The 22,142-nt window shown below is 20.8% G+C and carries 20 protein-coding genes and 2 tRNA genes; 14 read left to right on the plus strand and 8 right to left on the minus strand.

From position 1 onward, the window contains the following. Positions 1-67 precede the first annotated feature (67 nt). Positions 68-946 (plus strand): 4-hydroxy-tetrahydrodipicolinate synthase, encoded by an 879-nt coding sequence (gene dapA / locus GJT85_RS00255; protein ID WP_208754239.1) that lies wholly within the window; start codon positions 68-70, stop codon positions 944-946. On the opposite strand, the gene glyS is transcribed toward dapA, so the two are convergent. Next, positions 943-3,015 (minus strand): glycine--tRNA ligase subunit beta, encoded by a 2,073-nt coding sequence (gene glyS, locus GJT85_RS00260; RefSeq protein ID WP_208754240.1) that lies wholly within the window; start codon positions 3,013-3,015, stop codon positions 943-945. The genes dapA and glyS overlap by 4 nt on opposite strands. A 44-nt stretch (positions 3,016-3,059) precedes the next feature. Next, positions 3,060-3,932, minus strand: coding sequence for a glycine--tRNA ligase subunit alpha (gene glyQ / locus GJT85_RS00265; protein WP_208754241.1), 873 nt, complete (start codon positions 3,930-3,932; stop codon positions 3,060-3,062). A gap of 195 nt (positions 3,933-4,127) precedes the next feature. Between glyQ and GJT85_RS00270 the strand changes: the two genes are divergently transcribed. From GJT85_RS00270 to GJT85_RS00280, 3 genes are read left to right on the plus strand one after another with little or no spacing between them, the layout of a single operon-like run. Beyond that, on the plus strand, positions 4,128-5,066 hold the full coding sequence (locus GJT85_RS00270; protein WP_246212278.1) for a cation diffusion facilitator family transporter: 939 nt from the start codon (positions 4,128-4,130) through the stop codon (positions 5,064-5,066). A gap of 20 nt (positions 5,067-5,086) precedes the next feature. Next, a complete protein-coding gene (gene pfkA, locus GJT85_RS00275) occupies positions 5,087-6,049 on the plus strand; it encodes a 6-phosphofructokinase (protein ID WP_208754242.1) in 963 nt (320 codons plus the stop codon). Between the two features lie 37 nt (positions 6,050-6,086). Further along, complete coding sequence (locus tag GJT85_RS00280; protein ID WP_208754243.1) at positions 6,087-6,404, plus strand: 50S ribosomal protein L25; 318 nt, start codon at positions 6,087-6,089, stop codon at positions 6,402-6,404. A gap of 21 nt (positions 6,405-6,425) precedes the next feature. Here GJT85_RS00280 and dapB read toward each other — a convergent pair whose 3' ends face one another. Together dapB and ileS are read right to left on the minus strand one after the other, a co-directional pair. Next, positions 6,426-7,190, minus strand: a complete 765-nt coding sequence (dapB, locus tag GJT85_RS00285; protein ID WP_208754244.1) for a 4-hydroxy-tetrahydrodipicolinate reductase — start codon at positions 7,188-7,190, stop codon at positions 6,426-6,428. Positions 7,191-7,280: 90 nt separating this feature from the next. Further along, on the minus strand, positions 7,281-10,055 hold the full coding sequence (gene ileS / locus GJT85_RS00290; protein ID WP_208754245.1) for an isoleucine--tRNA ligase: 2,775 nt from the start codon (positions 10,053-10,055) through the stop codon (positions 7,281-7,283). A gap of 204 nt (positions 10,056-10,259) precedes the next feature. Between ileS and rpsT the strand changes: the two genes are divergently transcribed. Genes rpsT through gpmA form a run of 3 tightly spaced genes read left to right on the plus strand, consistent with a single transcriptional unit; the run spans position 10,260 to position 11,617 of the window. Further along, complete coding sequence (rpsT, locus tag GJT85_RS00295) at positions 10,260-10,523, plus strand: 30S ribosomal protein S20 (protein ID WP_208754246.1); 264 nt, start codon at positions 10,260-10,262, stop codon at positions 10,521-10,523. 9 nt (positions 10,524-10,532) lie between these two features. Beyond that, a complete protein-coding gene (gene erpA / locus GJT85_RS00300) occupies positions 10,533-10,883 on the plus strand; it encodes an iron-sulfur cluster insertion protein ErpA (RefSeq protein WP_246212280.1) in 351 nt (116 codons plus the stop codon). 32 nt (positions 10,884-10,915) lie between these two features. Beyond that, positions 10,916-11,617, plus strand: coding sequence for a 2,3-diphosphoglycerate-dependent phosphoglycerate mutase (gene gpmA / locus GJT85_RS00305; RefSeq protein ID WP_208754596.1), 702 nt, complete (start codon positions 10,916-10,918; stop codon positions 11,615-11,617). Positions 11,618-11,628: 11 nt separating this feature from the next. Here the strand turns inward: gpmA and pta are convergent, their stop codons facing one another. Then, positions 11,629-13,728 (minus strand): phosphate acetyltransferase, encoded by a 2,100-nt coding sequence (gene pta / locus GJT85_RS00310; protein WP_211080549.1) that lies wholly within the window; start codon positions 13,726-13,728, stop codon positions 11,629-11,631. 51 nt (positions 13,729-13,779) lie between these two features. Next, entirely contained in the window at positions 13,780-14,982 is a 1,203-nt protein-coding gene (locus tag GJT85_RS00315) for an acetate kinase (protein WP_208754248.1), read from the minus strand. Between the two features lie 188 nt (positions 14,983-15,170). On the opposite strand from GJT85_RS00315, the gene GJT85_RS00320 reads away from it, so the two are divergent. Both GJT85_RS00320 and GJT85_RS00325 read left to right on the plus strand, forming a co-directional pair. Then, positions 15,171-15,241, plus strand: a tRNA-Cys gene (locus tag GJT85_RS00320). A gap of 21 nt (positions 15,242-15,262) precedes the next feature. Further along, positions 15,263-15,349 (plus strand) — tRNA-Leu (locus GJT85_RS00325). An 8-nt stretch (positions 15,350-15,357) separates the two neighbouring features. On the opposite strand, the gene truA is transcribed toward GJT85_RS00325, so the two are convergent. Beyond that, entirely contained in the window at positions 15,358-16,161 is an 804-nt protein-coding gene (truA, locus tag GJT85_RS00330) for a tRNA pseudouridine(38-40) synthase TruA (protein WP_208754249.1), read from the minus strand. 150 nt (positions 16,162-16,311) lie between these two features. On the opposite strand from truA, the gene GJT85_RS00335 reads away from it, so the two are divergent. From GJT85_RS00335 to lipA, 3 genes are all read left to right on the plus strand, one after another. Next, positions 16,312-17,532, plus strand: coding sequence for a serine hydrolase (locus GJT85_RS00335; protein ID WP_208754250.1), 1,221 nt, complete (start codon positions 16,312-16,314; stop codon positions 17,530-17,532). Positions 17,533-17,548: 16 nt separating this feature from the next. Next, the gene (gene lipB / locus GJT85_RS00340; protein ID WP_208754251.1) at positions 17,549-18,175 is read left to right on the plus strand and encodes a lipoyl(octanoyl) transferase LipB; all 627 of its coding nucleotides are present in this window, start codon (positions 17,549-17,551) and stop codon (positions 18,173-18,175) included. Between the two features lie 82 nt (positions 18,176-18,257). After that, positions 18,258-19,124: a lipoyl synthase gene (gene lipA / locus GJT85_RS00345; RefSeq protein ID WP_208754252.1), complete on the plus strand. Its 867-nt coding sequence runs from the start codon at positions 18,258-18,260 to the stop codon at positions 19,122-19,124. 185 nt (positions 19,125-19,309) lie between these two features. On the opposite strand, the gene cspE is transcribed toward lipA, so the two are convergent. Beyond that, the gene (cspE, locus tag GJT85_RS00350; RefSeq protein ID WP_208754253.1) at positions 19,310-19,519 is read right to left on the minus strand and encodes a transcription antiterminator/RNA stability regulator CspE; all 210 of its coding nucleotides are present in this window, start codon (positions 19,517-19,519) and stop codon (positions 19,310-19,312) included. 193 nt (positions 19,520-19,712) lie between these two features. Here cspE and GJT85_RS00355 point away from each other — a divergent pair, with 193 nt between their 5' ends. Together GJT85_RS00355 and GJT85_RS00360 are read left to right on the plus strand one after the other, a co-directional pair. Continuing rightward, positions 19,713-20,483, plus strand: coding sequence for an enoyl-ACP reductase FabI (locus GJT85_RS00355; protein WP_208754254.1), 771 nt, complete (start codon positions 19,713-19,715; stop codon positions 20,481-20,483). A gap of 107 nt (positions 20,484-20,590) precedes the next feature. Then, a complete protein-coding gene (locus tag GJT85_RS00360; RefSeq protein ID WP_208754255.1) occupies positions 20,591-22,129 on the plus strand; it encodes a Re/Si-specific NAD(P)(+) transhydrogenase subunit alpha in 1,539 nt (512 codons plus the stop codon). Positions 22,130-22,142 lie beyond the last annotated feature (13 nt).

The following is a 22,142-nucleotide window of genomic DNA, read 5'->3' on the forward strand; positions in this document are numbered from 1 at the left end:
ATAGTTTATTTATATTAAATTTGTTATCATACTAAAATATCATATTAACTATATAGGTTTAAATTTAATGTTTACCGGATGTATGGTGGCTCTTATAACTCCCATGGATATGAAAGGTAATATATGTAAATCAAATCTTAAAAAACTTATTCAATATCATATTAATAATAAAACAAAAGCTATAGTTATTTTAGGAACAACTGGTGAGTCTGCTACAGTAAATTATAATGAACATATCAATACTATTATGTGGTCACTAGATATTGCTCAAGATAAAATTCCAATTATTGCAGGTACAGGTTTTAATTCTACATCTAAAAGTATAAAGATGATATCTATTTTAGAAAAAACTAATATTATTGGATGTTTAAATGTAACACCATATTATAATCGACCAACACAAAATGGATTATATCAACATTTTAAAGCTATTGCTGAAAGTACAAATATTCCACAAATATTATATAATGTACCTAAACGTACTGGTTGTGATTTATTACCTGAAACAATCTATCGTTTATCTAAAATTAAAAATATTATAGGTATTAAAGAAGCTACAGGTGATTTATCTCGTGTTAATAAAATTAAAAATTTAGTACACGAAAATTTTTTTTTAATTAGCGGAGATGATAGTACTGCATTTGAATTTATATTATTAGGAGGACATGGTGTAATATCTGTTACAGCTAACATTGCAGCTAAATATATGAATAAATTTGTAAATTATGCTCTAAAAAATAAAATTAAAAAAGCTAATAATTTAAATCAATCTTTGATGTTATTACATCAACAATTATTTATTGAATCTAATCCTATACCTGTTAAATGGGCAGCAAAATATATAGGATTAATTAATAGTGATTTTATTAGATTACCATTAACTAAACTTACTGATACAAATAAAAAATTAATAAAAAAAACTTTAAATATGTTACAATTAATTTAATTTAATTTATTTAAATTAACTATTTGTAATAAATATTTTTCAATATTATGTAATATAGTTACACGATTATTTTTAATTGCTATATTATTACTATTAATAATAATGTTTTGAAAAAATTTATTTACTGGATAGTATAATTCAGATAATATGAGTAATATATTATAATATTCATGGTTTAAAATTTTATTTTTTATAATTTTAGATAATTTTTTTAAATGATTAATTAATATTTGTTCTTCTTTTTCAAGAATTAATTTCATATTAATATGATTAGATATGTTTTGTTGATTTGTAATTAATATTTTATTAATTCTCTTATATGTTATTAATAACAATTTACTTTGTTTTTTTTCAATCAGAAAAAATTTATTTACTGCTTTTATTATAAAATCTAGAATAAATAGTTTATAATGATATTTATAGTTATTTAATATAACAGCATTGATAATTTTTATTTGATAACCTAAAGATAAATACCAATTTTTACATCTATTAAGAATAAATTGCATAAGATTATTTATAAGTATATTTTTATCATCAACATAATTATATTTTTTTATATTGAAATTGATTAATTTTTTTAAATTGATATCTAACTTATTTTTTATCATGATATGTATAATAGTTAATGTATTTTTTTTTAAAGTATATGGATCCTTATCTCCTGTTGGTAATAATCCAACACTAAACATGCCAACTAAAGTATCAATATTATCTGATATAAATAAAATATAAGAAACTTTATTAGTTGGTATTTTATAACAAATATTGTATCGATATTGATCATATAAAGCTTTTGAAACTACATTATGTTCTTTATCTTTTATTGCATAATACATGCCTACAACACCTGATAAATCAGCAAATTCATAAACCATTTGTGTCGCTAAATCACATTTATATAATAAACTTGTTCTTAAAAAATGTGTAACTGTATGTTTTAGTTTTAATGCTAAATATTCAGATATTTTTATAATACGCATAGTTTTATCATATAAACTACCTAATTTTTTATGAAAAACAATATATTTTAATTTATTTACATATTGTTCTAGTTGCATATTCATATCATTTTTTAAAAAAAAATTAATATCTTGAAATTTTGCATTTAAGACTTGTTCATGTCTTTGAACAATTTTGTGAGTATTATTACTTTCTATATTTATTATAAAAATAAAATATGGTAATAATATTTTATTATCATCATATATAGGAATATATTTTTGATATTTTTCCATAATATGAATTAAAATTTTATGTGGTAGTTTTAAAAATTTTAGATTAAATTTACCAATTAATATAACAGGCCATTCAATCATAGCAGTTAATTCATCTAATAAATTAGAAGATAATTTAATTATCCCATGAATTTTATTAATAATATTATTAATATCTTTTAAAATTTTATTTTTTCTTTTTATAAAATCAACTATTACTTTGCCTGTATTAAATAAGGTAGTTTCATATTGTTTAGCATGTAATAAATAAATTTTTTGTTCTCCAATAAAACGATGACCTTGAATAACATTATTTGATGGTATATTTAAAATATTAATGGGTATAAATATATCATCTAATAAAACTAATAAATTTCTTATAGGTCTAATAAATTTAAAATTATTATCATTCCAATACATTGTGTTAGGTATAGATGATATATTTAGTAAAGTATCTTTTAAAATTTGTGGTAAAAAATTTTTAATATGTAAACCTTGAATGTGTTTTTTATATATAATATAATTTTTATGAAATTTAATATTATTAAAATCTTTTATCTTATGTTTTATCATCCAAAATTTTATTTGTTTATTTTTAAAATTTTGTTCATCTTTTATTTTTACATATGGACCTTTAATATTAATATAATAATCTTTTTGTATTACATCAAAATTATGAATTTGTAAAGCAATTCTCCTATTAGTCATAAAAGCATTAATGATTTTATATTTAAAATTATATTTATTTAATTCATATATAAAATTTGTTTTTATTATATTAGTAATTTGTAATAATAAATAAGATGGTATATCTTCAATAGAAAGTTCTAATAAAAATGTTACTTTTTTCATAATAATACATACCTACTTCAATTAATGTTCAAATATTTTAATTATTATAATTTATAATATTTTTTTATAATAGATTTAGTTAAATTACGTAATTTTAAAATATATCTTTTACGTTCTGTAGAAGAAAAAAATTGCCGTGCTTCTAACAAATTAAAACAATATGATGCTTTTAAAACTTTATTATATGCTGGTAAAATTAATGGTTTAGATAAACTTAATAATTTTAGTACTTCTTGTTCATAATGTTGAAAATTTTTTAATAAAAAATTAGTATCTGCATAATAAAAATTATATAAAGAATATTCTTGTTCATTTTGTAAATATAAATCTCCATAAGTTACACATTGATCTATATTTTTACACCAAATTAATTCAAAAATATTTTTAACATTTTGTATATGCATACCTAATCTTTCTAATCCATATGTAATTTCACCAGTTATCGGGTTACATGTAAAACTACCCATTTTTTGAAAATATGTAAATTGTGTAATTTCTATACCATTCAGTATAATTTCCCATCCAATACCATATGCACCTAACGTTGGATTTTCCCAATTATCTTGTATAAAACAAATATCATTATTTTTTAAATCTATATTTAATGATTTTAATGAATTCAAGTATAATTCTTGAATATTATTTGGTGGAGGTTTTAAGATTACTTGAAACTGATAATATTGTTGTAATCTATTAGGATTATTACCATATCTACCATCAGTAGGTCTTCTAGATATTTGAACATAAGCTATTTTTCTAGATGTTTTACCAATTGAATATAAACATGTCATAGGATGAGAAGTGCCAGCACCAACTTCAGTATCTAATGATTGTAATATAGTACATCCTTGATTTGCCCAATAATTTTGTAAAATTAAAATCATACCTTGAAATGTATTTTCAGAATATTTTTTCATATTATTAATGTTTTATTTAGTATAGTATGTAATGTTATGACTGTTACTTTTTTACAAAAAATTTATAATTAAATATAAATTTAACATATTTTTATAGAATAAATATGTACGTTACAGTAATCTATTATTATTATTAAATTTAAACTAATAATATTTAATTATACATTAATTTTTTAAAATTTAGAGTGAAAATATATGAATTTTATATTAAAAACAATGTTTATTCAAAAACAAACAAGTAAATATAATAATTTAGTTATTAAAGCCACATATTTTGCTATAATTTTATCATTCATATTATTATTTTTAAAAATTATAGCATGGTATTATACACATTCTATTAGTATATTAGCAGCTTGTATTGATTCATTAATAGATATTACTTCATCAACTATTAACTTATTAATACTGTATTATGCTGTACAACCTGCAGATTTTCAACATTCTTTTGGACATGGTAAGGCAGAATCATTATCTGCATTAACACAAAGTGTTTTTATTTGTATAACATCATTATTTTTATGTCTTCACAGCATAAAACACTTATCAGTACCTATGAAATTATGTAATCCTATTATTGGCATTATAGTTATTACTATTTCATTTTTTTCAACTTTAATTTTAGTTATATTTCAAAAAAAAGTTATTAATCAAACTAATAGTCAAGCAACACATGCTAATATGTTACATTATCAATCAGATATGTTAATTAATAGTGCTGTTTTAGTAGCATTAATTTGTAATATATATGGCATTACTAAAGCTGATTCTTTAATTACATTATTTATAAGTATATTTATTTTTTTTAATGCTACAAAAGTAATTTATAAATCTATACAATCATTATTAGATAGATCATTGCCAGATTATGAAAAAAAAATTATTATGAATTTAGTTAATTCTTGGCCAGAAGTATTAGGTGCACATGAATTAAAAACAAGACAAGCAGGTCCAACAAGATTTATACAATTTCATTTAGTATTAGATGATAATTTATCTTTATTAGAAGCACATGATATTGCAGAACAAATAGAATTAGCAATAAATAGAAAGTTTCCATATGCAGAAGTACTTATACATCAAGATCCATATTCTGTAGTTCCTAAAAACGATCATGGTTTTTTTCAAAGTTAATAATTTTATAGAGGTTCAATATGATTAAAAGAATTGGTGTATTAACTAGTGGTGGTGATGCTCCAGGTATGAATGCTGCTATTAGAGGTATTGTACGTACTGCTATTGGTCAAAAACTGGAAGTTTTTGGAATATATAATGGTTATTTAGGTTTATATAAAAATAATTTTATTAAATTAAATAGACATAGTGTTTCTGAAATTATTAATAGAGGAGGTACTTTTTTAGGTTCAGCTCGTTTTCCACAATTTGCCAATATAAATATTCGTACTATCGCTATTAATAATATGCAAAAAAATAATATTGATGCATTAGTTGTTATTGGAGGCGATGGTTCATATATTGGAGCAAAATTAATTACAGATATGGGTTTTCCATGTATAGGTATACCTGGTACAATAGATAATGATGTAGCAGGTACTGATTATAGTATTGGTTATTTTACTGCTTTAGAAACTATAGTACAAGCTATTGATCGTTTAAGAGATACATCATCATCACATCAAAGAATATCAATTATAGAAGTAATGGGTAGATATTGTGGTGATTTAGCTTTATCTGCTGCAATAGCAGGAGGTTGTGAATTTATTGTATTGCCTGAAATTATTTACAATAAATATGATTTGATTAAAGAAATACAACAAGGAATAGATAAAGGTAAAAAACATGCAATAGTATTGATCACTGAATTTATTTGTGATATTAATAAATTAGCAAAATATATTGAAACTAAAATTCAAAGAGAAACTAGAACAACAGTTTTAGGACATATTCAAAGAGGTGGTTCTCCTGTTGCTTATGATCGTATTTTAGCATCTAGAATGGGTTCATATGCTATTGAATTATTATGCAATGGTTATGGTGGTAGGTGTATAGGCATTAAAAATGATAAAATAGTACATAATGATATTTCTTATGCTATTAAAAATATGAAAAAAATTTTTAAAAAAGAATTATTAGAAATAGCAAAAAAATTATATTAATTTTTTAAATTCAAATAAATTAAGGTGATTTTATAAAATGAATACTATAAAAATTTTTCAACGTTTACAAATTGGCAAAAAATTTAATAAAATATTACGTATAAATAATAAAATTCCTGCAATTATTTATGGCAAAAATATTATTCCTATACCTATATTTATATATAATAAAGATATATTAAATATTAATATAACTAGTTTTAATGATGACCAAAAAAAAATAATTAAATTAATAAATTATAAAAATAAAATAATTAAGACACAAATATTAAATATTCAGTATCATCCTTATAAAAATAGAATTATATATCATATAGATTTTTTATATATAAAAGAATGTACTGAATTGCTGTAATATGTTAATTATTTTAAATATTTATATTCCTAATACATCATCCATATTATATAAACCATTTTTATTAATATTAAATAACCATATAGCTGATTTTAATGCACCTTTAGCAAAAGGTGTTCTATCAGAAGCTTGATGTATTATTTCAATATTTTCTCCTAAAAAAGAAAAAATAATTTGATGTTCACCATAATAATCACCAGCTCTAATAGAATAACAATTAATATCTTTCATATAATATTTTGTGTGTAAATTTTTTAATAAAATATTTTTCATATATAATGCAGTACCAGAAGGAGAATCAATTTTAAATTTATGATGTTTCTCAATAATATTAATATCTACATTATTTTGATTATTATCACATATCATTTTTGAAATATTATCTAATAATTTATTAATAATATTGATGCCTATACTGAAATTAGCAGACCATACCACACTTATTTTTTTAGATGCATTAATAATATGTTGTTTTTCATTTTTATTAAAACCAGTAGTACCAATCACTATTTTTTTATTATATTGTTGACATATTTTAAGATATTCCATTGTAGATATAGTATTTGTAAAATCTATTAAAACATCAAAATCATTAATTATATCTAAGATATTAGACGTTATTTTTATTTTTTTATTAAAATATTTTATATGATTATTATATTTTGTTTTATCAAGTACACTAGTTAAAACACAAGGTATATTATTATTATTTAATACTTTTAATAATGTTTGACCCATTCTACCTAAAATACCTGCAATTGCTAAACGAATTTGTTGTTTTTCCATATTATATGTATCTTAATTAAAATTTAATATATTATATAATCTTATATATAATATAATTATTGTATTTTAACAATTTATTATAAATTTTATTTAAATAAATAAACGTTTTTCCCCTGATCCTATAGTATTATTGATACATTTAGGACAAAGATGATCTACAAGATTATCTTCATAATACCAACATCTTATACATTTCATACCTGTATGTTTTTTTATTTTATAACGTATAATCATTTTTTTAGTAATATTATTTTTATCTTTAATAATATAAGCTTTAGAAACTAATAAAAAATAACGTAATTCTTTACCTAATAACATAATATTATTAAACATATTTTCATAAGTATATATTATAATATCTGCTTCTAATGAACTACCTATAATTTTTTGATTACGTGTTATTTCAATTATTTTATTTACTTGTTCTCTAAATTTAAACATTTCACACCAATAATGATAATTCATCTTATTATTAAGAGGCAAAGTAAATAATTTTGTATACCATTGTTCCATAAAAATATATTTAGATCTTTTTCCTGGTATATATTGCCATATTTCATGTGCTGTAAAAGATAAAATCGGTGCAATCCAACGTACTAACGCTTCTAATATCATATATAAAGCAGTTTGACAACTTAATCTTTCTATACTATTTTTTAGAAAAGTATATTGTCTATCTTTAATTAAATCTAAATACATAGATCCTAATTCAATTGTACAAAATTTCATAATTTTTTTAATAATATTTTGTATATTATAATTATGATAATTTTTTATAATACTATCTTGTGTTTTTTTAGTTTTGTGTATAATCCATTTATCTATACTTAACATATGTTCTGGAACAATAGTATTATCCTTTGGTTGAAAATCATTTAGGTTAGATAATATAAAACGTATAGTATTTCGAATACGTCTATAAATATCTGTAATACTTTTTAAAATACTTTGTGAAATATGCACTTCACTTGAATAATCATTAGAAGCAACCCATAATCTCAAAATGTCAGCACCATATTTTTTTATAACATATTGTGGTTGTATAATATTACCTAAGGACTTAGACATTTTTTTACCCATATTATCTACAGTAAATCCATGACTAATAACTTTATAATATGGATTAGTTTTTTGTGTAGCTATGGATAAAATTAATGAAGAAATAAACCATCCTCTAAATTGATCTGATCCTTCTACATACATATCAATATTTTTAATATTATATTTTTGTTTCATTACTGAGTCATAAGTTGATCCTGAATCAAACCATACATCTAAAGTATCTGTAACTTTAGTATAATTCATATAATCTTTATCTAAAATTTTTTTTAAATTTAAATCCCACCATGCTTGAATACCATTTTTTTCTATAATACATGCAATTTTTTCTATTAATTGAACAGAATCTTTATGTATTTTATTGGTTTTATTATGTATAAATAAAGGAATTGGTATACCCCAAATACGTTGTCTAGAAATACACCAATCTGGTCTTTTATTTAACATAATTGTCATTCTTTTTAATCCCCATTCAGGTATCCAAGTAATATTTTTAATTATATTTAATGATAATTGTCGTAAGTTATTTTGATCCATACTTATAAACCATTGGGGAGTAGCCATATAAATTACAGGTGTTTTATGTCTCCAACAATAAGGATAACTATGTAAATATTTTTCAGAATAAAACAAAGCATTATTTTTTAATAAAATATCTTTTATAATTTTTTCTGAACAAAAAATATTAATTTTATCTAATTTTGGATGTATTCCAATAATAAAATGTCCTGTTTTATCAATTATATTTTTAATACATTTAATATTATTTTTCATGCATATATTATAATCATCTAAACCATGATTTGGTGCCATATGTATAATACCAGTCCCGATTTTATAAATAACATATTTACTTATAATTAATTTGGATATATTATTATTGATAGGATTTAGTACTTGTATATTATTAAAATATTTACCTTGTAGAGTACCTATAATTTCCCAATGTATTATTCCTATTTTTGTAAAAATTATATGTATTAAATTTTGAGCTATAATAATAATTTCTTGATCTATTAAAATTAACTTATAATTTATTTCTGGGTGTACAGCAATTGCTTGATTAGCTGGTATAGTCCATGGTGTTGTTGTCCATATTAATAAAGAAATTTGTACATCTTTTACTATATTAATTTGTTTTTTAAATTGTATATTATTAATAATATTAAATTTAACATACATAGATAAAGAAGTTTTATTTTTATATTCTACTTCTGCTTCTGCTAAAGAAGAACAACATTTAGTACACCAATGTACTGGTTTTGTACCTTTATAAATGTATCCATTATTTAATACTTTACCAAATGTACGAATAATATTAGCTTCGATTTTATAATCCATAGTTAAATATGGATTATGCCAATTGGCTATAATACCTAATCTAATAAAATCTTTTTTTTGTTGTTCTATTTGTTGTTGTGCATATTTTCTACATGCTAATCTAAATTCCATATCAGATAATAACATATTATTATTTTTATATTTTTGTTCTATTTTATGTTCAATAGGCAATCCATGACAATCCCATCCAGGAATAAAATTAGTAAAATAACCATCTAAATTTTTGGATTTAATAATAATATCTTTTAAAATTTTATTAAATGCATGACCAATATGTATATTGCCATTAGCATATGGTGGACCATCATGTAAAATAAATTTTTTTTTATGTTTTGACTGATTTAAAATTTTTTGATATAAATTGTTTGTTTCCCATTCTTTTAATATAACTAACTCATTTATAGGAAGATTAGCTTTCATAGGGAACATGGTATAAGGTAAATTTAATTTAAATTTATTTTTCATATTTATATTTTATTTAGATAATTAAATTATTTATTAATTATAATATTTATATTTTTTATACATTATATGTAATATTTATTATATTACTTTTATAATATTTTTTATAGAAAAAATATTATTATTCATATGAATTTTCTCTATAATTATTTTTATAATTATATTATATTAGTGTTTAAAATATTTAAATAATTATAAGAATAATTTATGGCTAATATTAAATCATCAAAAAAAAGAATTTTAAAAACTATTAAACAAAGAAAACATAATATGAGTTATCGATCTATGTTAAAAACATTTATCAAAAAAGTTAAACAGAATATTTTAGATAAAAATAAGGATTTATCATTTTTATCTTTTCAAAAAATGCAATCTATTATAGATAAACAAGTAAATAAAGGTCTAATACATAAAAATAAAGCTGCACGTTATAAATCTAAGTTTTATATGAAAATTAAAAATATGAATTAATTATAAATTATGAACTATTTAAAAAATAATCAATTAATTACATTCACTAAACAAGCTATTAATAAAATTAATTTTTTTATATTAAATAATAATAATTTTAAAACAAAATTCAGAATATTTATTGTAGGTGGTGGATGTAATGGTTTTCAATATAAATTTATGTTAGATAATAAAATTAATGAACAAGATGTAATTATTAAAATATATAAACAATTTTCTATTATTACAGATAAAATTAGTATCCAATATTTATTTGGTAGTTGTATTGATTATGTTGAAAATATAAATGAATCTAAATTTATAGTCAAAAATCCTCAAGCAAAAATTACTTGCAATTGTGGTTCTTCTTTTGATATTTAACATAAAATTATTTAAAATTTATGAGGTTATATATTATGTCTAATAAATTAGTTTTAATAAGACATGGACAAAGTCAATGGAATAAAGAAAATCTTTTTACAGGATGGCATGATGTTGATTTATCAGAAGAAGGGAAAATAGAAGCTATAGAAGCTGGTAAAATATTAAAAAATTATAATTTTACATTTGATTATGCATATACTTCTGTATTAAAAAGAGCAATATATACTTTATGGTTAACTTTAAAAGAATTAAATCAAATGTGGATACCTATAATAAAAACATGGCAACTCAATGAAAGACATTATGGTGCATTACAAGGTATGAATAAGGATCAGATTGCAGAAAAATATGGTATAAAACAAGTACAAAAATGGAGACGTAGTTTTAATATTAATCCACCAGAATTAACAATAGATGATCCTAGATGTCCAAGATATGATTCTAAATACTCTAAATTAGAAGATTATGAATTACCATTAACAGAAAGTTTAGCTACTACTTTAACAAGAGTAGTAAAAATATGGAATGATCACATTATTCATAAAATAAATAATGGTGAAAGAGTTTTAATTGTAGCACATGGTAATTCTTTACGAGCTTTAATTAAACATATCGAACAAATTAGTGATAATGATATTATTAATTTAAATATACCAACAGGTATACCTATAATTTGCGAGTTTAATAGTCATATGCAATTTAAAAAACGATTTTATTTAAATAATATATGAAAATAAATATATTATTTTTCTGATTGTATAACAGTAGCTGCTATTGTATAAATTATATCTTCAACAGATGCACCTCTTGAAAGATCATTAACTGGTTGTTGTATGCCTTGTAAGATAGGTCCAATAGAGATTATATTTGATGATCTTTGTACAGCTTTATAAGTTGTATTGCCAGTATTTAAATCAGGAAATATAATAACATTAGCTGTTCCAGCAATATTAGAATTTATAGCTTTATATTTTCCAATGTTTTTATCTACAGCTGCATCATATTGCAAAGGACCATCAATTAAAATATGAGGATATTTTTTATGTACTAATTGAGTTGCTTTATATACTTTTTCAACTTCAATGCCTCTACTAGAATTACCTGTAGCATATGAAATCATAGCAATTTTAGGTTGAATATTAAAATATCTTGCAGTTTGTTCAGATTGAATTGCTATTTCTGCTAATTGTTTATAATTAGGATTAGGATTAATAGCACAATCACTATATATTAATACTTTTGTTGGTAATAACATAAAAAATATAGATGATATTAAAGAATATTGTGTTGATGTCTTAATAATCTGTAATGCAGGTCTAATAGTATTAGCAGTAGTTGTACTAGCACCAGCTACAATACCATCTACTTGTTTTTCTTTTAACATCATAGTTGCTAAAACCATATTATCTAATAATAATTTTTTTGCATCATAAATATTTAATCCTTTATGTTTTCTGATATCAACTAAAGCTTCAATATAATTATTACGAATTTTTGCAGGATCAATAATTTTAATATTATCATTAATTAATAAATGGTTTTTATTAATAATATTCAAAATTTCTGTAACATTGCCTAATAATATACATTTTGCAATATATTTTTCTCCACATATTAATGCTGCTTTAATAGTTCGTATTTCATTACCTTCTGGTAATAAAATAGTTTTATTCATTTTAGATGCTTTTTGTATTAGAAAATTTTTAAAAAATTCTGGAGAATCATAAGTATTATGTATAATATTTTTTTTATAAAAAATATTTTTAGGTATATATTTACTTAGATATTGAATAATTGGATTTAATAATTCTTCTTTTATAAAAATTGTATTATATATAGGAATTTTTTTTAACTTTTTATATAAGATCAAATTATTATCTGTTGTATAAGCAATATTAATATTTTTATTATATATAATCTGTTTTAATATAGTTTTATCATATTGAGAATTATGATTTATATCTGTTATTAAAAGATTTTTTATATATGTTGTATTAGATAATAAATCACATATTTTTTGTATTAATTTATTATTTTTAATTGATAAAATAAATAAATATTTATTTGCATATTGTTCATTAAATATTAATTCTTCATATATAAACACAATATTTTTTATATTATATAAAAAATGTACATTTATATTATAACATGATAAATATTTATATATTTGTTTAATAGTTAAACCTAAAACATTATTTTTATTAAAAGGAATATTATAAATATTAAATATATTATTTGTTTCTATAATATTTTCTTTATACAATTTTGTTTTGTGTTGTTTTAACAAATATTTTTTATTATATATATTAAAAAATAAATTATTATTAATATTAAAATTTTTAACAAAAATATATGTTTTATTAATATTAAAATCGTATATTTTATTCTTAAAAAGAATATTAATTTTTTTTATGATTAAATTATTGATTATATTATTTGGTTCAGCAGTAATAAATAATATTTCAACGCGAAAAATATTAGCAATTTTACAATTTAAATCAAAAATAAATTGTTTTAAACATATTGGAAAAATGCCTTCTATAAAAATAATATCTGTATTATCTTTATGTTGAGAAAAATTTATAATTATATTTTGAATTATTTCATTATATTGATTAATATCATCAAACATATTAATGCTTTTAACTGATATAGATTTTATACATTCTATATTATAATTATTACTGATAACAGTTTGTGTTTTATTTAAATTAAAATTTTCTATATAAGAAATAGGATTAAAAAACTTTAAATTATTATTATATGATTTGATATTTTTTATTAAACTAATATTAATATATTGAAAAAAATCTATATCTATATCAACAGGTATTGACATAATAATTCTAACCATAATTATATAATCCTATATTGTAATTTTTTTATGCAATTATATTTTTAATATTTGTGCAGTATGTTGCGCTATAACTAATTCTTCATTAGTAGGAATAACCATTATTGGAATACTATCTTGTTCATTAATATAATTTATTTGCTTTTTTTGTACTTTTTGATTAAGTTCTTTATTTAATTTAAAATTTAATATTGATAATTTTTTTATAGTTTTTTCTCTTATTAATATACTATTTTCCCCAATTCCTCCAGTAAATACTAAAGCATCAATTTTATTATGCATTAATATGCTATATGATGCTATATATTTAGCTAAACTATTAATAAATATATTTACTGCTGTTTTAACTTTTATATCAATTAAATAATTTTTTTCAAGATATCTAAAATCACTAGTAATATTAGTCAAACCTAAAACTCCAGATTGATTCATTAAAATATTACTAATATCATTTATACTCATATGTAATTGATTATACATATAAAAAATAACAGAAGGGTCAATATTACCACATCTAGTACCCATAACTAAACCTTCTAATGGACTTAATCCCATAGAAGTATCAATACTTTTACCTTTATAAATAGCTGTAACTGAAGAACCATTTCCTAAATGACATGTAATACCATTAAAATTTGTTAATGGTATTTTTAATAAATTAGCTGCTTGTTGAGATACAAATTGATGACTAGTACCATGAGCACCATATTTTCTAATTTTATATTTTGTATAAAATTTTAATGGTATTGCATATAAATAAGATTCTGGAGACATAGTTTGATGAAAAGATGTATCAAATACTGCTACTTGTTTATTTTTTAAATGTGGTAAAAGATTAATAATTTCTTTTATACCTAATAATTGTATAGGATTATGTAAAGGTGCAAATACTGATGCATTATGTATTTCTTCTATAATTTTACTATTAATAATTACAGGTTGTGTATATTTTTCACCACCATGTACAATACGATGCCCAACAGCTTTAATATTGATTAATATATTTTGATATTTTGTTAATATTTTAGTTATTAAATATTTCAATGCAAACCGGTGATTAATATTACAATTAAAATTAATTATTTTATGTTGTTTATTATAAAACCATTTAATATAAGCATTATTGTTAAATTTTTCAGATATTCCAGATAATATAATTTTTTGTGTTATAGCATTGATAAGAGAAAATTTTAAGGATGAACTACCACAATTAATAACTAATATAAATTTATAGCACATATATTAAACCTTTTAATAATATTATTTATTAATAAATAATATAAAATAACATTTTTATTATTAAAATGTATGATTTTTTTTATTAATTTTATTAATTAAAAAAAATAATAATATTTTTTCATATTTATTTTATTTTAATATATACAAACATAATTAATTATTTTATAATGATTTATAATAGATTTTATGGCGCATTGGCAGAATGGTTATGCAGAGGATTGCAAATCCTTTTATTTCGGTTCAATTCCGGGATGCGCCTTTATGATTATATATTATTTAGGCCCAGATGGTGGAATCGGTAGACACAAGGGACTTAAAATCCCTCGACACTAATATTGTTGTGCGGGTTCAAGTCCCGCTCTGGGTAATATATAATTATAATGTAAAAATATTATTATAAATATTATCAGGTATATTTAAATTTTTAGGATATGTAACTTTTACTAAATATAATCCATAAGGTTTAGCCGTAATACCTGCTTTTGTTCTATCTTTCGCATGAAGTAAATCCAATAACCAAGTAATTGGTTTATTGTTTTTACCAATCTCTAATAAACTACCTACAATATTACGCACCATATGATATAAAAATGAATTAGCTTTTATTTGGATAAAAATAAAAGATTGTTTTTTTAAAATACGACAATATATAATATTTCTTATAAAAGAATTAGATTGACAATTTTTAGATGTAAAAGATGTGAAATCATGTTCACCTACCAAAAATTGTGCAGCTTTATTCATATTATCTATATTAAGATGGTGTTTATAATGAGTAACTAAATAATTTAAAATACTGTTTCTATATGGGTAATTATAAATGACGTAATAATATTTGCGTGCTATAGCACTAAATCTAGCATGAAATGTATGATGTACTGGTATTATCCATTGAATAACTATATCATATGGCAATAAACTATTAATTCCTAAAATCCAAGATTGTATTTTTCTAAAAGTATACGTTTCAAAATGTATAACTTGTCCTGTACTATGTACTCCTACATCAGTTCTTCCAGCACAAAAAATTTCTACAGTATGATTTGCTATTCTAGATATAGCAAATTCTATATGTTGTTGTATAGTATTTATATTATGTTTTTGTTTTTGCCATCCATGATAATGGTAACCATTATATTCTACACCCATTGCAAATTTATATATTTTATTTATTAACATTATTGTATGTATCCAGAAATGTTTCTATATTCAAAAAAAAATTTTAGTTACATTTATAAAAAAATTATATAAGATAATTAATGTTAAATAAAATAAACTTGTATAATTTAAAATGTGTTTGTATTATTTATTAATAGAGTTATTAACATAATGAAAATAAAACATCAAAATAATAAATTTAATAAAATATATTATTTAAAATTATTTATATTTGTATTTTTAATGTTTTTCAAAACAATATATGGGCAAGAACATATATATACATTAAAAAAACCATCACCACATATTAATGCACCAGCATATATTTTAATAGATTATGATACTAATACTGTCTTACTTGAAAAAAACGCTAATGTTTTTCATAATCCTGCTAGTTTAGTGAAAATTATGACAAGTTATGTTATTGGACAAGTAATTAAATTAGGTTTAATTAATCGTAATGATATTGTAAAAATTGGTAAAAATGCTTGGGCTACAGGAAATAATCTTTTTCATGGTTCATCTTTAATGTTTTTAAAAGAAGGTGATTCTATACCAGTACATGATTTAATAAAAGGTATTATTTTACAATCAGGTAATGATGCTTGTGTCGCTATGGCAGAATATATTTCTAAAAGTCAAGATAATTTTGTGAATTTAATGAATTTATATGCTAAAGAATTAGGTTTAAATAATACATGTTTCAAAAATGTTCATGGTTTAGATGCATTAGGACAATATACAACAGCAAAAGATATAGCATTATTAGGTAGAGCTTTAATTCATAATTTACCTGAAGAATATTCAATATATAAAATTAAACATTTTACATTTAATAATATATATCAAACAAATCGTAATAAATTATTATGGGATAAAAATTTACATGTAGATGGTATTAAAACAGGACATACTGAAAATGCAGGATATAATTTAATTGTATCTGCTAAAAAATATAATATGAGACTAATTGCTGTAGTATTAGGTGAAAATTCTATAGAAAATAGAATGAAAGATAGTAAAACATTATTGTGTTGGGGATTTAAAAATTTTCATACAATACATCCATTAAAAAAACATCAAAAAATTGCATCTTTACCAATTTTATATGGCAAATATGGTTCTATAAAAATTGGTGTAAATGAAGATATTCATATTACATTTTTAAAAACACAAGAAAAAGATATAAAAATTATGTATCATATAAATAATAATAAAATTTTTGCACCAATTTATAAAAATCAAATATTAGGTTATATGTGTTTTATAATCAAAAATCATATTGTAAAAATTTATCCTTTAATTGCATTATATGATTTACCTGAAGGAAATATCTTTATAAGATTATTAGATTATATTCGATTATTGTTAAGTAAATGGTTACATCAATAATTTATGTATATTAATTATGTATAATAAAATTATTATTCGTTATCTTGGTATCGAACCGTGGAATATTACATATAATAAAATGTATAATTTTAATATTAATAGAACTAATAACACATTAGATGAAATATGGTTAGTAGAACATACACCAGTGTTTACAAAAGGCAAAACATCTGTACCAGATGATATGAAATTTAATAATCATAATATTCCAATATTTTTAACTGATAGAGGTGGTAAAATTACATATCATGCTCCAGGACAACAAATTATGTATATTTTACTAAACTTAAAAAAAAAAAATATTAATATCAAAAAAATCATTTTTATTTTAGAAAAAACAATTATTAATACACTATTATATTTTAATATTTATGCACAACAAGGTAGTATTATTTATAATAATCCAGGAATTTATTATAATACCAAAAAGATAGCTTCTATAGGATTAAAAATTTCTAAAGGATGTACACTACACGGATTAGCTTTAAATGTTAAAATGAATATGCGGCCATTTTCTTATATTAATCCGTGTGGTTTAAAAAATTTAAAAATGATACAAATAAAAAATTTTATTCCTAATATTAAAATGTTCACAGTAAAAAAAATATTAATACATGAATTTATTTCTTTATTATATAGTTAAATGTTATGATTAATATTATGATGCATAATATACTTTATATAAAATATTATATATTTTTAACATAAAAGTTCTAAATAAACGTATGAAGCAAAAATTTTTAAAAAAACCTAATTGGATTAAAATTAAATTTTCAGAAAAAAATTTTAAACAAATTACATATATTAAAAATATTATTAAAAATAATAATTTACATTCAGTTTGTGAAGAAGCATCTTGTCCTAATCTTATAGAATGTTTTGGTAAGGGACAAGTTACTTTTATGATTTTAGGTAATATATGTACAAGAAATTGTTCTTATTGTAATGTAAAACATGGTAGACCTATTATAAAAAAATATCATGATGAAGCATTAAACTTAGCTAATACAATTTTAAAAATGAAACTTAAATATGTAGTTATTACTTCGGTAAATCGTGATGATTTACATGATGGAGGTGCACAATATTTTGTTGATTATATTCATCAAATTAAAATCAAGAATCCAAATATTAAAATAGAAATTTTAGTGCCTGATTTTAAAAATAGTATAGAAAAATCTTTAATAATTTTAGGTAAAGATTTACCTCATGTATTTAATCATAATTTAGAAACAGTAAAAAGATTACATAAACAAATCAGACCAGGTGGAAATTATCATAAATCATTAATTTTATTAAATAAATTTAAATATTTATATCCACATATTTTAGTAAAATCTGGACTAATGATAGGATTAGGAGAATCATTTAAAGAACTTTATGAAACTATAAAAGATTTAAAAAATAATAATGTAGATATTTTAACTATTGGACAATATTTACAACCTACAAAAAAACATATTAATGTATATAAGTATTATAGTATAAAAGAATTTCAAAATATTCAAGAACAAGCTATGAGTATAGGATTTAAAAAAGTTATATGCGGTCCATTTATTCGTTCATCTTATAATGCAGAATATTATTCTTAACTTTAGTATTCTTTATATTTCTTATTTGCCTCTGAAAAGTTTATTTTTTAAATACATTTAGCTTTTTATATAAAATTAAATATATAATATTTTATTTATTCTAAATATTTTTAAATTTTTTAAACCCTCAGAGGCAGAAATTTATTATCTTATAAAAATTACATATTATTAATTATAACTACTAATTAAATTGTAATTACATTAGCAGCGGAAGGACCTTTAGCACCATTAGTAATTTCGAATTCTACTCTTTGACCTTCAGCTAAAGTTTTAAAACCACTACTTTGTATTGCAGAAAAATGTACAAAAACATCTTTACTACCATCTTCTGGTGTAATAAAACCGAATCCTTTAGATTCGTTAAACCATTTAACATTACCTTTAATTTTGGACATCAACTTATTACCTTTTAACATAAAAAATGACACTGAAAAGTGTGTCATAACAAAGTACATCAAGTAATTATAATTTTGTCTAGTGAAACAAATTAAAAAAGTGATCAAGATCTAATTTTTTTATAAAAAAAAATAATTTTTTCTATTATTAGTATAATGAACTTAATAATTAATTAATTATAGATAAAAACACATGTCATTATTGTTAGGGAAAAAGATACTTATTACTGGCATTTATAATAAATATTCTATTGCATATGGTATTGCACAAATAATGTTTAAACATAAAGCGGAATTGATTATTACTTATCAAAAAGAAAAATATAAAAACAAAATTTTAAGTTTAGTAAAACATATGACAAATAATCCAATTTTTAAATGTGATTTTTCACAAGATGAAGATATAAAAAAATTATTTAGAAATATTACAAAAATATGGACTAATTTTGATGGTTTTGTACATTCTATTGCTTTTATGCCTTTTTATAAAATAAACAATAATTTTATTCAAAATATATCTCGTAATAATTTTAATATAACTCATGAAATAAGTTCTTATAGTTTGTTAGGTATGATTAAAGAATGTATAAATATATTAAATGAACATTCATCTATTGTAGTTTTATCTTATTTAGGTGCACAAAGAGTTGTTTCTAATTATCATATTATGGGTTCAGCAAAAGCTTCTTTAGAGGCTAATATTCGTTATATGGCATGTTATTTAGGGAAAAAAAATATTAGAATAAATTGTATTTCTTCTGCACCTATAAAAACTGTATCATCAATGGCTATAAAAGATTTTAATAAAATTAAAAAATATTACAAAAAAAAAAGTCCTTTATCTTATCCAATAACAATATATCATATTGGAAATGTAGCAGTATTTTTAACATCTTATTTATCTGATGGCATTACTGGAGAAATTATACATGTTGATGGTGGATTTAATTTAATTGCCTTATAAAAATATTATTAAATATAATATAAATTTGAAAAATTTATAAATAAGTGATAATTTTTATATGTACATAAAACTTTTTAAAAAATATTTTTATACAAAGGATAAAAATAATGTTAATTGGTGTACCAAAAGAAACATTTTCTAAGGAAAATAGAATTGCTATTATACCTACAGCAATTCCACAATTAATAAAATTAGGTTTTAATGTTTATGTTGAAAAAGATGCAGGAAATAAATCATTTTTTCAAAATCAAGATTTTATTGATAATGGTGCTACAATAGTAGATAATCATAAGATATGGAATGTTGATATAATTATTAAGATTAATCCACCTAATCAAGAAGAAATAAATTTAATTAAAAGTAATACTATATTAATTAGTCTTATTTGGCCGATAAAAAATTATAATTTATTAAAAGTACTAGCTTTAAAAAACATCACGACTTTTGCTATGGATTATGTACCTAGAATTTCTCGTGCTCAATATATAGATGTATTAAGTTCTATGAGTAATTTAGCAGGATATCGTAGTGTTATTGAAGCAATATATTTATTAGCCAAACCATTAAATAGTCAAATTACAGCAGCAGGAAAAATCCAACCTGCTAAAGTTATGATTATAGGTGCAGGAGTAGCAGGATTATCTGCAATTGCTACAGCTAAAAGTTTAGGAGCATTAGTTGTTGCATATGATCCACGAAAAGAAGTCAAAGAACAAATTAATAGTATGGGTGCTAAATTTTTAGAATTAAAAAATAATACTAATGTAAATATGGTAAATAATAATTTAATATTAGATAAAGCAATTATATCAAATGAATTATATAATACTGATATTATTATTACTACAGCATCTATTCCTAACAAAAAATCTCCTATTTTAATAGATAAACAAATGTTAAACAAAATGAAAGCAGGTAGTATTATCATTGACTTAGCTATTGAAAATGGAGGTAATTGTGAATTAACAGAAATAGATAAAATTATTACTACAAATAATAATGTTAAAATTGTAGGTATTACAAATATATCTAGTAAAGTACAAGTACAAGCATCAAAATTATACAGTAATAATATGATTAATTTCATTAAATTAATATCTAAGGACCATTTTGGCCATGTAAATTTAAATAGTAAAGATGATATTATAAATCATATGCTTGTAACTTATAAAAAAAAAATTACTTTATCCAATAAAAAAGTATCCATTACACCAACAATAAATAAAAAATCTGTTATATCAAAATCATTAAATAATGATAAACAGATTATTAATAGTCATGTAAATAAATCTGTTTGTAACAATAAATTATTATTAACAGGATTATATGTATTAAGTTTTATATTAATAACATATATATCGAAATATATCACTCAAATAGCAATATTACATATTATTATCTTTATTTTATCTTGTATAATAGGTTATTATGTAGTATGGAATGTAAATCATAAATTACATACACCATTAATGTCAGTTACTAATGCTATTTCAGGTATTATTATTATAGGTGTTATTTTACAAATAAAAAATAATTTATTAATAGTTAATATTCTATCATTTATTAGTATTTTAGTATCTAGTATAAATATTTTTGGTGGTTTAACTATTACTAAACGTATGTTAACAATGTTTTGTAAAAATTAAGAAAAGGACACAT

Origin of the sequence: Enterobacteriaceae endosymbiont of Neohaemonia nigricornis (assembly GCF_012571795.1) — a bacterium.
GTDB lineage: Bacteria > Pseudomonadota > Gammaproteobacteria > Enterobacterales > Enterobacteriaceae.